Here is a 13356-nt window from a genome sequence, read left to right on the forward strand (position 1 = left end):
CGTCCCTCCTTCAGGGTGCCGGCCGGCCGGCGGGGCCCGCGTCGGCGAGACGGTCGAGCCAGTCCGCCAGCAGCGCGCCCTCGGACGGCGTCATCGGGGTGGAGCCGCCCCGGGACAGCGCCTCACGCAGGGCCGCGGCCCGGCACGCCACCTCCGTACCTGGGTCCCTGGCCGTGCCCGGGTCCTGGTCCGCTCCGGTGCCCAGGTCACGGTCCGCGCCCGGTTCCCCGTCGGTGCCGGCGGTGGTGATCATGCGTAGTGCCTGTTCACGGGCCGTCACCGGCAGGCTCGCGTCCCGTTGGGCGGGCGGTGTGGCGATGAGGGACAGCACGACACCCAGGCCCAGGGCGTGGACGAGCTGGGTGGCCCGCTCCACGCTCATCCGCAGCCGGCCGGCCGCGGCCACCCGGCCGAGGGTCCGGCGCAGGATGGCGATGGTCTCGAGCCCTCCCGGCATGCCGCCGCGATAGCGGCCCTCGCCGTACATCAGCACGTAGAAGCCGGGGCGCGACAGACCGAACTCCACGTGCAGGTCCCAGGAACGGCGCAGGTCCGCGACGGGGTCATCGGTCTGTTCGAGGGCCTGTTTCTCCTTCAGGTACTGCTGGAAACCGTAGGCCGCGAGGGCGTCGAGGAGCCCGTCCTTGTCACCGAACAGGCGGTACAGGGTCGGCGGCTGCACTCCGGCGGCCGCGCTCACCGCACGCGTCGAGATACCCGCACGTCCTTGCGAGCTCAGGAGCTCCGCGGCGGCGCGCAGAACCCGCTGCTGGGTGCGTACGGCCCGGTCTTGCATCTGCCCAATTTAACACCGTTACGATTCTTTTAAATATCATCGATACGGTTGTTCCGATCCGTGCCGTTCACCGCCCCTCGGCGGCAGGTGACCGCTGCCGGACCCCCGTACCGACGTGCCCCCAACTCCCCCGCGGGCCCGGCCGGTCACATCGCGTAGCGCCCTCAGCCGTCGTAGTGGCTCGGCGGGAACGGTTTGCGTTCCTTGCGGGAGGCGGGACCCGACCGCACCTCGCCGGTGCCCGCCTGGCGGTCGACCTCCGCTTCGATCTCCTCGTACTGCGCGTTCGCGGACTTGGGCGCGTCCGCACGCAGACCGAGTTCGCGCCGGTCCTCCTCGGTACGTCGCTCCAGTTCCGTCTCGTCGGGCCGCCGGGGCATACCGCGCCCGTGATCGCGGTCCGGATCTCCCTCGACCTGCCGGTTGCGCTTGTGGTGATGCACCATGGTCTTCTCCTTGGGGTCAACACCCGAGCTCGGTCGCGACGGGAGCCGCACCGGGTTCTCCGAGGAGTCGTCGTCATCGCTCGGAGCCGGGCTGTTCAGCGCACCGTGTCCGCGGGTGCGGCGTCGCCGCTGAGATCGGTGACCTTCGGCGGCGATGGGAGCGGGCACCCTCGGCCTCGTCACGTAGCACCATGCTATACGGCCCGCGTCCCGCCTTCTCGGTCAGCCGCCCGGCCGGAACCCCGCCGGAACCGCGGGGCGCGGTCCGCACCGGACCGCGCCGCCGCCGATCCTCCTGCCCACGTGCGCGCGGCCCGGAGTCTTCCGTCGGTCTACCGGCCGGGCAGCGGGACACCCCCGGTCATGGCCACTCCGGCCTCGGCGACGCGGGTCGCGATCCCCGTGGTGGCGCGTTCGGCCAGTGCGGCGATGGTCAGTGACGGGTTGACGGTGAGCGAGGCCGGAACAGCCGAGCCGTCCGTGACGAAGAGGCCCCGCAGCCCGCGCAGTTCGTGCCTGTCGTCCAGCGCGCTGGTGGCCGGGTCGTCGCCGATGCGCGCGGACCCGAGCGGGTGGGCCGTGACCGTACCGGCCAGGGCCTCGCTCCAGGGACGGACCCGGGACAGGCCGTCCTTCTCCAGGATTCCGCGGAGCGCCGTGTCCGCCCGGTCCCATGCCTGGCGGGTCCGGGCGGTGGGATGGAAGGACATCGTGCCCTGACCGAGGCCGGGTGCCAGGCGGATGAAGCTCCCGGTGGGAGGGGCCACTCCGAAGGTGCCTTCGTTGTCGTCCTCGGTCATGGCGAGCAGGGTGAGCCACGACGGCCAGCGGGCTCGCATCTGCCTCTTGTCGACGCCGAACCAGCCGGGCGAGCCGGTCGTCTGGGCGAGGACGTTGGTCAGCGGCGGGAAGTAGATCTGCTGGAGCATGAACCGGCTGTACTCCGGTGCGGACGGATCCAGGTAGTCGTACGTGGCGGACGTGATCGGCCGGCCGATCGGCAGCCCCTGGTAGGCCGTCCCGTCGGGGCGGGAGAGTCCGAGCAGCGACCCCGCCTTGCCCTCGTCCACGTCGGCGACGCTGACGTGGTCGCCGTTGCCGGAGAAGTAGCGGCCGACCGCCCCCGGTATGCCGCCGAGCGGCAGCGCGGAGCGCTGGAGGATCACCGGCGTGCCCACCGCGCCCGCCGCGAGCACCACGACCTTGGCGTGGATGATCCCCACGCTCGCGGTGCAGGTGTAGTCATCGGGGTCGAGGACGGTGTAGGCGACCGCGTAGCGGTAGCCGGACTCCAGTGAGGGCGTGATCAGCTGAACCTCGTGCAAGGGCCGGACGACCGCGCCGTGCGCCTCCGCCGCGGGAAGGTAGTTGAGCAGCATGGAGCGCTTGGCGTCGAAAGCGCAGCCCGACAGCATCCAGTTGCAGTTGGTGCAGGTCGCGGTGTCCACCGCCACCGGCACCGGGTTGCAGGTGTGCCCGGCGCGCTGGCAGGCGGCCGCAAGGACCCCGCCCGCGTAGGAGACGTCCGACCAGCCGGTGCGGGCGACCGGCAGCGCCTGTTCCACCCGGTCGTACCACGGGTCGAGCGTGGCGCGGCTGATGGACGCGGGCCACATCCGCCGCCCGATGCCGCCGTGGCGCTCGAAGGCGTACGACGGTGCCCGTAGCGAGGCGGCGAAGTAGACGACGCTGCCGCCGCCCACGCAGTTGCCCGCGACCACCGAGACTCCGTCGCCGCGGATCACGTCGACGATCTTGTTGTAGGTGCCCAGGCGCATGGAGTGGCTGAACTGGTCCGCACCCCAGCGGGGTCCGCGTTCGAGAACGGTGACCCGTGCTCCGCCCGCGGCCATGTAGTACGCGGGGATGGCTCCGCCGAAGCCGCTGCCGATCACCAGGACGTCCGTGGTCTCGGTCATGCGGGGCTCCCGGAAGGGGTCGTGGCGGGGTGGAGCGCCGCGAGCCGGCGTCCGTAGGAGAAGTCCTCGAACCGCCACCGGCCGTCCGGGTTCGGCTTGGGAAACTTCAGCCAGGTCAGGCCCGGATGCCCCTGGGCCAGGGCGGCGGCCGTGTCGAACTGGCCCGCGGTGTCGAACGCGATGCCGACGATCAGGCTCATCACCTGCCAGACCGGCTCGTCGAGATCGCCCGACCCGAACAGGCCGGCGACCAGGTTGGTCCGGTGCGAGAAGGAGAGGTCGACGAAGGGCGGCCGGCTGGGGGAAAGCCAGATCAGCCGGACCGCCGCGTAGGAGATGGCACGGGCGTCGAGCAGGGCCGCGATCTCCGGCAGCAGCGGTGCCAGCGGCAGTTGGGGGGAGTTCATGACGTCGATGACGCCCGCCTGGACGGCGCCCGGCCCGGTGACCGCCCCGGCGCAGACCTGGTCACCGGAGAACCGGTGCTCGCCGGGGATGAGGGTGTCGGCGAAGGCCCCGAGGGTCTGTGTCGTCCAGTTCTCGGAGGCCTGCGCGGCGGCGGCCGCAGGGGTGACGGTGAGTTCCCCGGCGGCCAGCACGGCGACGGATGCGGTGAGCGCCTTGAGGATCGCTCGTCGGTTGGGGGTGGACATGGCCGGTCAGCCGATCAGCGCGCAGCCGAGGTCGTACGGCAGCGCCACCGTCAGACCGGTCTCTCCGGCCTCCTGGCCGTAGTCGGACAGCGCGTCGGCCAGGTTGTCGAAGTCGGAGGCGCGCAGGGCGGCGACGGCGTCACCGATGCCCGCGGTCTGTCCGTTGATCCTGAAGTGGGTGAGGCGGGCGCCGGCCCGTCGGTGGGTCTTGTCCCACCAGTACTGGCCGTCCCACGCCACGTACGGTACGGCGCCGTTGGTGGCCTGCACACTCCAGTGGTCCTTCTGGTAGTAGCGGCAGGTCAGCATGGTGATCGCGAACCGGGAGGGCTCGGCGACCAGGAAGCGCAGGGCTCCGCCGTCGTCGAAGGTGATGTCGCGCTTGCTGTACTCCACGCACAGCGGGTTCGTGAACATCAGCCACAGGGGCGGCTGTTCACCCTCGCCAAAGTTGTGCCAGGTGCACGTGGCGGCGAAGCCCGGTTCGGCGAAGGGTCCGACCGCAGGCGTGTCGGAGGAGGTCAGGACCGGCGAGGGGTCCACGGTCCGGGCCGCGCGGACGGCGGTGGCCGATTCGGCGGGGGCGGCGGATGCGTCGTGGCTCGGGAACAGCGCGGCGCAGACCCCGAGGGCCATCGCGAAGCCGGCCGCGGTCGTGCGCAGGTGCACGGGGAACACAGGACCTCCTGGACGCGGAAAGGTGTGGTGTCGCACGGGGCGGGCCGACGGTGACTGGGACCGGCAGGCCGGGGGTGGGGCACTCGGCTCAGGAGCTGAGGGGGTACGAGTGGAGGTGGTACGACTGGTGACCGGGGCACGATGACGACGGCGCCGGTCCCGGGGCGGGTGGATCGCGATGGTTCATCGGTCGCCGACCTCCGCGTGCGCGGTACCCGACAGCCGCCATACGGCTTCCTGGCGCCAGGTGCCCCACCAGCGCTCCAGACTGACCACCGCGTCCGCGCCCTCGCTGTTGCGGCAGACCGCGGCGGAGCCGTCGGGGTCGGTGTAGCCGAGCGTCAGAGTCCGGTCGGGCGGCTGGGTGACCGTCACCTTGATGCGCCTCAGGCCCGCCCGGCCCTCGACCCGCCACTCCGGCAGGCCGAGTTCCGCGCGGAACCGGCCGACGCCCGCCCAGCCCACGGCGGAACGTTCCGCGCGCCGGGGCCAGTTGCGGCCGTTCCGGTGCAGGCGCAGGAAGACCAGGGGCGGCAGCCTGTCGAGTCCGCGTCGCATGGACACCGCGGCGACGATCTCCAGGACGTCACCGCCGCCCAGGTCGGCGTGGAGCCAGGCCCAGCGGCGGGCGTTGCCGTGGCCGTAGATGCGTGCTTCGGCCCCGGGAGCCCGGTCCAACCGCAGCTCACCGGCGTCGTACCGGATGGTTCCGCTGTAGCGGGAGCGGGTGGCGGGGAGCATGTGTGAGGCCGGAAGCCAGGGTCGGCGCCAGGACCAGCGCGGGAACGTGTACAGCGGCGGGCCCTCGGGGCTCTCGGTGAGCGCCCAGGTGAACGCCCCCGCCGCGCCGGTGAGTCGGCCGGGTCGGACGCGGATCCCCTCGGCGGTGAAGCCTTCCGGACGCGCCGTCCACGGGACGGGGCCGAAGCGTGCGTGTTCGACGGGACCGTCCTTGGGGAAGACGGCGATCCAGCCGTGCGCGTAGGCGGCGGAACCGTCGGCGGGCGCCACCAGTTCGTGGTGCAGCCAGATCCCGCTGTCGGTGGCCGGATCGGTGAGGGTCGTGTACCAGACCTCGGTGCGGCCCGCCGCGCCGTCCCAGCGCGGCGGGAGATGCCGGCCGGCGGGGGACGCGTCGGCGCGGGGGAACCGGAAGCTCGTGAGGAAGGGCAGCAGGCCGGTGACGAGGGGGAAGCGCAGCGTGCCCTCGCCCACGCGGTCACCGTTCTCGTACAGGGTGTACGGCAGTACGGTCAGCGAGGCGAGCGGGCGCGTGAGCGCCATCGACTTGCGGCCGACCAGCGTGAGGCGCCGGCCTTCCATGGTGAAGGTGACCCGGTAACGGATCCAGTCGCGCGACAGGAGTACGGTCTCCAGGTCACCCACGGCCTCGGAGTCGTCGGCGCGTCCCGCCACGCGTACGCGTCCGGTCACGTCCGCCCGTGTCGTGCGGTGGAACAGCGGCATGCCGTCGGCACGGACCAGCAGGTCCAACCGGATCGGGTGGTCGCGGTCCTCGTCGGCCAGACGCACCCGGCCCAGCAGGGTCTCCCTGAACACCGTCCCGCGTGGGCTCACCGCGCACCGCGCCGGTCTTCGGAGATCTCACCGATCCGGTCGGGGCCGTGCGGGACCGGTATCGGCAGGAGCCCCGCCCCGCCCAGACGCGGGAACTCCCGTATCCGGGGCTCGGCGAGGGTGTCCTCGCGCAGTCGCCTCTCCAGCGCGTCGACGATCGTCTCGCGTGGCAGTGCCTCCACCTCGGCTCCCGGTCATTGAGTGGTCCAGTGGCTGAGCCACTGAACCATCGTCGATGACACGGCGTCAATAACCTTGACCGGCCCAGTGGTTGCGTCACGGAACTCGGGTTCCCGGTCACCACGACAGCCGCCGGTGCGCGACGCGCGCCCGGGAGAACGGGTTCGGTTCGACCCGTCCGGCGAGGTGGGCCATGGCCGGGACGGCAGTCGACCGCCGGGCGGAGACCCGCCGGCCGGCCGCATCGGTCAACCCCGAGTCGGACGACGTGCCCAGTCGCGGTCGCCCGGCGTCGGCTCGGTTCGCCAGCGGGCTCGTAGGACTCCGTCGCTGTCGGGCAGGACAGCGGTGCACAGGGGGACACTTTCACCCGCGTAGACGGACAGGAGCGCGGCGGCACGAGCACCGGACATCCGCGCGATCAGTTCAGGGAAATCCTCCTCGTCGGCCACAGCACTGTGGAGGGTGCCCTCGGCGTCCTCCCACACGCCCTCGACGAGGCCGTCGGCCGGCAGAGTTCTCAGCACGGCGTCGACATCGGCGGACAGAGAAGGCCAGACGGCGAGACGGGCCCGGGGAGCCAGTGCGGCGCGAACGGCGCCGATGGTGTCGCTGGTGAGGCGGTGCCATCGTGAACCACCGTCGGCGTACGTCTCCTCCAGAACTCCCGCACGGTCGTCGGCGACCTCCACGCTCACGTCGGCCCAGAACTCGTCGTCGGCGGGCCGCTGGACGACCTCCTCCTCCTCGGCCTCGAAGGCGTACGGGGAGGCGTCCAGGCGTTCTGGGAACAGTCCGCTCCGCCGGGTGTGAGCCAACGCCGCCTCGCAGGGGCGGCTGCTGCCGATATAGAGGTACTGGTCCCAGCCCACGTGAACCGCGAACGCGCCCTCCACCTCCAGGCGGCACCAGACGCCGTCCTCCCGCAACATGGCCCGCACCAGTTCCAGGGCGATGGCGAGCGGTACCTCCGCCCCGTCGTGAACTCCGGCGAGACCGCCGGGGAAGAGCCCGTCCAGCCCGAAGCCGTCCCCCGGAGGCTCCGCACCGAAGCGCGCGAGGCCCGAGACCTGTGGTTCACGTACGGCCAGCCGATCGACACCGCTGTCCGCGGCGAACACGGCGACCGCCCGAAGATACGACGCCTCGACCTCGCCGTGATCGCTGACGGTGTCCTCGTCGCCGGTGTAGTGCCCGCGTTCGTCACGGTCGGCGGGATCGTACTTGGTGACACGGTGGACGTAGGGGAGGTGCACCGCCCCATCATCCGGCACGCCCGTGTCACCCCGCGTCGTTCACCGCCCGAGCAGCCGCCGGAACAGGTCGTCCGCTTCACGTCCGCCTGCCGCCGGTCCGTCGCCGGTCCTCCAGGCCACGAAGCCGTCCGGGCGTACGAGGACCGCGCCCTCGGGTGTCGTGCCGTGCACGGTCCACCAGTTGGGCCCCTCCCCCGGGTCGAGGTCGTATTCGGCTCCCCTGCCGATGAGGTGGACATCGAGCGGCACACCGAGGCGCCCGGCCGCCCCGCGTGCCGCTTCCGCCCACTCCGGGCGCCCGCAGAGCAGGACGAAGGAGTTCTCGTACAGGTCGATGGTGGACAGGACCTCGCCGTCCCGTACGACCTGCATGTGGGGAGCGCGGCTGCCCGGGTCGGCACACAGGCTCAGCAGTTCCGGTACGACGGGCCCGCCGCCACCGGCCACCGCCGGGGACGTGTAGCGGTAGCCCAGCGCCACCGTGATCGGCACCTCGGAGTAGCCCGCCGACTTCCTGGCGGTGTAACCGGAGCTCTGGTCGCTGCGCGCCTGGAAGGTCGACCGGGCGCTGATGGCCTGGGCCAGGGGGCGGCGCTCGGTTTCGTAGGTGTCGAGCAGGGCGGGGTCCGCCCAGCCGCGCAGTACGGCGGCGATCTTCCACGCGAGGTTGTGCGCGTCCTGGATACCGATGTTCGCGCCGAAGGCCCCGGTCGGCGGCATCTCGTGGGCCGAGTCGCCGACGAGGAACACCCTGCCGTCCCGGTAGGAGTCGGCCAGCCGCTCCGCGGCGCACCAGGGTGCCTTGCTGGTGATCTCGATGTCCAGGTCGCGCACTCCGGCCGCCGCGCGGATGTACTCGGTGCACAGTTCGTCGGTGAAGTGCTCGGCCGTCTGTCCCCTCTCGGGGGACCAGGGCAGCTGGAAGATCCAGCGTTCCTTGTCGTCCACCGGCTGCAGCACGCCCTGGCCCGCGGGATCGGTGACGTAGCACAGGACGAAGTGGTCGTCCCCCACCAACTCGCGCAGCATCTTGCTGCGGAAGACGATGCTGAGGCGGTGGAACAGGACGCCCGGTCCCGACTGGCCGATGCCGAGCCGCTCGCGCACGGTGCTGCGTGGTCCGTCGGCGCCGAGCAGGTAGTCCGCGCGCAGCGTTCGGGACTCACCGGACCGCGTGTCGCGGACGACCGCCGCAACCCCGTGACCGTCCTGGGTGAACGACATCAGCTCCGTGCCGAACCGGATGTCCCCGCCCAGTTCCCGGGCGCCCCGCAGCAGCACCGGTTCGAGGTCGCTCTGCGGGCAGTCGCAGCGGACCGCCGAACAGAGGCCGTCCTCCGGCGGCCTGCCGGTGACCGGCGGCTGCAGCCATTCCCGGTGTTCGCCGTGCAGCGTGTCCACCCGGAGGATGCCCCGGTTGTGGGACAGGGTCCCCGCCGCCCGGCGGATCGCCGGCTCCATGCCCGCGGTCCGGAAGAGTTCCATCGTCCGCATGTTGGTGCGCCGGCCGCGTGGGTGCTCCGACAGCGTCGTGCGTCGTTCGACAACCTGGTGACGGATACCCAGGCGCCCGAGGAACAGTGATGCGGACAGTCCTACGAGCGCTCCCCCGGCAACCAGCACGGGCACATGTTCGTCGCCGTCACCGCTGTCGTTCATACGATCGCCTCCTCCAGGGTCCGGAGCGCCGGCACCAGCGCCTCCCGGTAGGACTCTCCCCCACCTCTGCCGACTTCTGGCCGATCACGCCCGAGTGATCGCCCGGATGCCGTATCGAGGCGGGGCGACCGTGGTTCGCGCCCGCCGTACCCCTCGTCGGCGCGCACCGGGGCGATGCGCACGGAAAACCCGGTGACGTCGACGGTCCCCGCCGGGATACTCGTCCTCCATGCATGAGGTCGAAGTCGTAGTCGCCCATTCCGAGCGCACGACCCTCCGCGTCGGCGACGTGTTCCTGAAGGTGGACGCCGATCAGTCACGCATCGACGCCGAGGTCAGGGCGATGGCCCTGGCGCCGGTGCCGACCCCGAAGATCCTGTGGCGCAAGCCGCCCGTGCTCGCGATCGCCGCGGTCCCGGGAAGGGCTCTGGGCGGACTCGGCGAACCGTCGCCCGCGTCGCCGGGGGCGTGGGCCGCGGCGGGAGCCGCCATCCGGAGGCTGCACGACGCGCCGTTGCCGCCCTGGCCCGGCCGAAGCCGCGACGAGCTGGCGGCAGATCTCGACGCCGAGTGCGAGCGGCTCGTGTCGAACGCCGTCCTGCCCGCCGACCTCGTCTCCCGCAACCGCCTGGTCGCCGAGGCCGCGCTCCGGCAGTGGACCCCGGTGTTCACGCACGGCGACCTGCAGATCACGCACGTGTTCACGGTCGGCGAGGAGATCACGGGCATCATCGACTGGTCCGAGGCGGGACCGGGGGACGCTCTGTTCGACCTCGCGACCCTGACGCTCGGACATGAGGAGAACCTCGCCGACCTCGTAGCCGGCTACGGCACCGACGTCGACCTCGACGTGATCCGCGGGTGGTGGTCGCTGCGAAGCCTGCTGGCCGTTCGCTGGCTGGCCGAGCACGGCTTCGACCCGTTCGCGCCGGGCTGTGAGGTCGACGTGCTCAGATCCCGGATGTGAGGCCGCGCGGGCCAGGCCGCCTACAGCATGCCTCGCCGCGTCGAGAAGGCCACGATCGCGCCGGCAGCAGCGGCGAGGCGCCGGGCAGCGCAGGCCGCACCCGGTCTTGTTAGATGTTTAGCCAAGATGCTAAATAGTGGTCGGTGACAGAAGCCCAGAACGAGGCAGGGGCCTTCCGCGCCCTCGCCGATCCGACCAGGCGGCAGATCCTCGAGGACCTCAGGGGCGGTGAACTCGCCGCCGGCGAGATCGCGGCCAGGTTCCCGATCAGCGCACCCTCCGTCTCGCGGCATCTCGGCGTGCTCAAGGGAGCCGGCCTGATCACCGAGCGGCGGGACGGCAACCGGATCCTCTACACCCTGGCCGAGGACCGCCTGGCCGCCTCCGTCGGCCGGTTCCTCAGCGCCGTATGCCCCGAACAGATCGTCCTCCGCCACACCGCGTGGCGACGCCCCGAAGCCCACGGCGAGGAGTCATGAGACAACCGCGACTGGCCAGCGTCATCGAACGCCGGCTACTGGTGAACTACCGCGTCGCCCCCGATGCCGCGGCACGCCTGCTCCCCCGCCCCCTTCGCCCGCAGCTCGTGCACGGCCACGCCGTCGCCGGCATCTGCCTGCTGCGCCTGGGACGCGTCCGACCCGCCTGGGCACCCCAGGCGTTCGGGCTGCGCAGCGAGAACGCGGCACACCGGATCGCCGTCGAATGGGACGGACCGGACGGCGTCGAGACCGGCGTCTACATCCCGCGCCGCGACTCCGCCTCACGCGTCAACACCTGGGCCGGAGGCCGCCTTTTCCCCGGCGAACACGGCCGCGCCGACTTCCGGGTGCACGAGACACCCGGCCGGATACGCGTCGCGCTGGCCACCCGGGACGGCGACACCCGCGTCGACGTCACCGTCGAACCGACCACCGAACTGCACGGCAGCGAACTCTTCGGCGATCTCGCCGAAGCCTCCGGCTTCTTCCGCGACGGGGCGAAGGGCCTCTCGGCCACCACCGCCGGCGGCCACCTCGACGGCATCGAGCTGCGGACCGACGCCTGGCGGGTGGAGGCCGGCCGGATCCGTTCCGTCCGGTCGTCCTTCTTCGAGGACCCCCACCGGTTCCCGCCGGGCAGCGCGACGCCGGACTGCGTCCTGATCATGCACGACGTTCCCGCCGACTGGCGGCCACTGCCGGTCATGCCCCTCCGGCGCGGAACCCGTCCCGTCGGCTGAGACCCCGTACACCCACGCCTCGGAACCCGGCCTCTTTTCCATATGTGGACACCAAAAAAGATGTGGTCTACTTTAGTAACCACACCCCCAAAGGAGTCCTCAATGTCTCAGGGCGCATCCCCCGCATCCCCGGAAACGCGCGTCGTCGTCGCCTACCACTCCGGCTACGGCCACACCGCCGTCCTCGCCGAGGCGGTCGCCCGCGGAGCCGGCAAGGCCGCCACGCAAGTCGACCTCGTCGCGGTGGACACCATCACCGACGAGCAGTGGAGCCTGCTCGACGCCGCCGACGCCGTGGTCTTCGGGACCCCCACCTACATGGGCGGCGCATCCGCGGGTTTCCACGCCTTCGCGGAGGCCAGCAGCGGCCGGTACCTCCGCGGAACCTGGGCGGACAAGATCGCCGCCGGTTTCACCAACTCCGCGTCCAAGAGCGGCGACAAGCTCAACACGCTGAACTTCCTCGCCGCCTTCGCCGCACAGCACCACATGATCTGGGTGGGGCTCGGCCTGGCCCCCGGCTGGAACGCGCTCCAGGCCAGTGAGAGCGATCTCAACCGCCTCGGATTCTGGGTGGGCGCGGGCGCCCAGACCCCGCAGGACGGCGGCGTGGACATGGTGCACGACGCCGACATCGCCACCGCCGAGCGCCTCGGAGCGCGGGTGGCCACCCAGGCCGCGGCGTTCGCCGCCGGCCGGACCGCGCCGACCGCCGCCTGACCGGCGCAGGGCGCCCCCGCCCCCGGGCCGCGGCGATCCACGCGGCCCCCACCCCGAGAACGACTAGGAGCACGACCGATGCCTCTGAACGGTGTCTACGAGCCGAGTGCCACCGAGTGGGTGCGCGAACAGGTCGCGCAGTACGAAGCCACCGACGGCGCGGAGGGCGGGACCTTCCTGGACCTGCCGGTCATCATCCTGACCACCAAGGGCGTGAAGTCCGGCAAGATCCGCAAGATGCCCCTGATGCGGGTGGAGCACGACGGCTCGTACGCGGTGGCCGCCTCCAACGGAGGTGCGGACACCCATCCGTCCTGGTACCGCAACGTCGTCTCACACCCCCTCGTCGAGGTGCGGGACGGCGCGGTCAGACGCGACATGATCGCCCGCGAGCTGCACGGCGAGGAGAAGGCCGAGTGGTGGGCGCGTGCCGACGCCGCGTACCCGCCGTTCGTCGAGTACCGGGCCGGAACAGCGCGTGACATCCCGCTCTTCGTTCTGGAGCCCGTCGCGGACGGGGGCTGACCTCGACGCCCCGGGTTTCACCGAGCGGGGAGGACCGACCGTCCACCCCGCGTACGTCCGCCGGGGCGAGCCCTGGCTCGACCCCGCCTGCGGCGACCTGGCGCCAAGGGACCCGACCCGCACACCGGGAGCCGTCCCGGCGCGGGCTCACGAGTCGGCCGGTACCACCTGGTCGGTGCTGTGACGCTCGTCGTAGGTGACGCGTGCGGCGTGGACCTGGGCGGCACGCTTCTCGGTCCAGGCGCACAGGGCCCTCGTCTCCTCGGCGATCTCGGTGCCGAGTTCGGTCAGCCCGTACATCACCAGAGGCGGACTCGCCTGGGGGTCGACGCTGCGGAGCACCAGGCCGTCGCGTTCCAGCGTGCGCAGGGTCTGGGACAGCATCTTGCGGCTGATCCCGCCGAGGGAACGCTGCAGACCCGAATACCGCTGGGCACCGAGCTCGCGCAGGCTCGCCAGCATCAGCAGCGCCCATTTGTCCGCCAGGTTCACGAACACGTCGCGACTGGGGCAGGCCGCGTCCAGGATGTCCATCGGCCGATTCGGGTCGATGACCACCGACTCGTCCTTCTGTGTCATGACCTCATTCTATACCAGGAAACCAAAGGCCACCTTGACCTCCCCTGGAGTCCAGGTTTACTCAGGAGACCTCGGGTTCATGAGCGTGGTGGTGACGGCCGACCGGTGGACAGGTCTCCCGCCGCCCGGGTCGAAGCCTCCGGGACGAGCCGCCGTGCGGTAACGGTGTGGGGAATGC

General features: G+C 71.6%; 15 protein-coding genes. 5 read left to right on the forward strand and 10 right to left on the reverse strand.

Annotation, left to right across the window (positions count from 1 at the left end):
* Positions 1-10: 10 nt before the first annotated feature.
* The 9 genes from ACFY3I_RS05540 to ACFY3I_RS05580 form a co-directional block, all read right to left on the reverse strand.
* Complete coding sequence (locus tag ACFY3I_RS05540) at positions 11-796, reverse strand: TetR/AcrR family transcriptional regulator (protein WP_390859463.1); 786 nt, start codon at positions 794-796, stop codon at positions 11-13.
* Positions 797-960: 164 nt separating this feature from the next.
* Complete coding sequence (locus ACFY3I_RS05545; RefSeq protein WP_365289156.1) at positions 961-1242, reverse strand: hypothetical protein; 282 nt, start codon at positions 1240-1242, stop codon at positions 961-963.
* Between the two features lie 332 nt (positions 1243-1574).
* The gene (locus ACFY3I_RS05550; protein ID WP_390859464.1) at positions 1575-3161 is read right to left on the reverse strand and encodes a GMC family oxidoreductase N-terminal domain-containing protein; all 1587 of its coding nucleotides are present in this window, start codon (positions 3159-3161) and stop codon (positions 1575-1577) included.
* Complete coding sequence (locus ACFY3I_RS05555; RefSeq protein WP_390859465.1) at positions 3158-3814, reverse strand: DUF5987 family protein; 657 nt, start codon at positions 3812-3814, stop codon at positions 3158-3160. The genes ACFY3I_RS05550 and ACFY3I_RS05555 overlap by 4 nt, the downstream gene beginning before the upstream one ends.
* A 6-nt stretch (positions 3815-3820) precedes the next feature.
* Positions 3821-4492, reverse strand: a complete 672-nt coding sequence (locus tag ACFY3I_RS05560; protein WP_390859466.1) for a hypothetical protein — start codon at positions 4490-4492, stop codon at positions 3821-3823.
* A gap of 183 nt (positions 4493-4675) precedes the next feature.
* Positions 4676-6070 (reverse strand): hypothetical protein, encoded by a 1395-nt coding sequence (locus ACFY3I_RS05565; RefSeq protein WP_390859467.1) that lies wholly within the window; start codon positions 6068-6070, stop codon positions 4676-4678.
* The gene (locus ACFY3I_RS05570; protein WP_390859468.1) at positions 6067-6252 is read right to left on the reverse strand and encodes a hypothetical protein; all 186 of its coding nucleotides are present in this window, start codon (positions 6250-6252) and stop codon (positions 6067-6069) included. The genes ACFY3I_RS05565 and ACFY3I_RS05570 overlap by 4 nt, the downstream gene beginning before the upstream one ends.
* A gap of 246 nt (positions 6253-6498) precedes the next feature.
* Positions 6499-7506: an RNA-binding protein gene (locus ACFY3I_RS05575; protein ID WP_390859469.1), complete on the reverse strand. Its 1008-nt coding sequence runs from the start codon at positions 7504-7506 to the stop codon at positions 6499-6501.
* A gap of 39 nt (positions 7507-7545) precedes the next feature.
* Entirely contained in the window at positions 7546-9165 is a 1620-nt protein-coding gene (locus ACFY3I_RS05580) for an FAD-dependent oxidoreductase (protein ID WP_390859470.1), read from the reverse strand.
* Between the two features lie 229 nt (positions 9166-9394).
* Here ACFY3I_RS05580 and ACFY3I_RS05585 point away from each other — a divergent pair, with 229 nt between their 5' ends.
* The 5 genes from ACFY3I_RS05585 (at position 9395) to ACFY3I_RS05605 (ending at position 12599) form a co-directional block, all read left to right on the forward strand.
* Entirely contained in the window at positions 9395-10132 is a 738-nt protein-coding gene (locus ACFY3I_RS05585) for an aminoglycoside phosphotransferase family protein (protein WP_390859471.1), read from the forward strand.
* 143 nt (positions 10133-10275) lie between these two features.
* Entirely contained in the window at positions 10276-10611 is a 336-nt protein-coding gene (locus ACFY3I_RS05590) for a metalloregulator ArsR/SmtB family transcription factor (RefSeq protein ID WP_390859472.1), read from the forward strand.
* Complete coding sequence (locus tag ACFY3I_RS05595) at positions 10608-11354, forward strand: DUF2071 domain-containing protein (protein WP_390859473.1); 747 nt, start codon at positions 10608-10610, stop codon at positions 11352-11354. Before ACFY3I_RS05590 ends, ACFY3I_RS05595 begins: the two co-directional genes overlap by 4 nt.
* Before the next feature lie 102 nt (positions 11355-11456).
* Entirely contained in the window at positions 11457-12074 is a 618-nt protein-coding gene (locus ACFY3I_RS05600) for a flavodoxin family protein (RefSeq protein WP_390859474.1), read from the forward strand.
* A 78-nt stretch (positions 12075-12152) separates the two neighbouring features.
* A complete protein-coding gene (locus tag ACFY3I_RS05605) occupies positions 12153-12599 on the forward strand; it encodes a nitroreductase family deazaflavin-dependent oxidoreductase (protein WP_390859475.1) in 447 nt (148 codons plus the stop codon).
* A gap of 147 nt (positions 12600-12746) precedes the next feature.
* Here the strand turns inward: ACFY3I_RS05605 and ACFY3I_RS05610 are convergent, their stop codons facing one another.
* Complete coding sequence (locus tag ACFY3I_RS05610) at positions 12747-13178, reverse strand: winged helix-turn-helix transcriptional regulator (RefSeq protein ID WP_390859476.1); 432 nt, start codon at positions 13176-13178, stop codon at positions 12747-12749.
* Between the last annotated feature and the right edge of the window lie 178 nt (positions 13179-13356).

The organism is Streptomyces sp. NPDC001068, from assembly GCF_042897315.1.
In the GTDB taxonomy this organism is placed as follows: domain Bacteria; phylum Actinomycetota; class Actinomycetes; order Streptomycetales; family Streptomycetaceae; genus Streptomyces.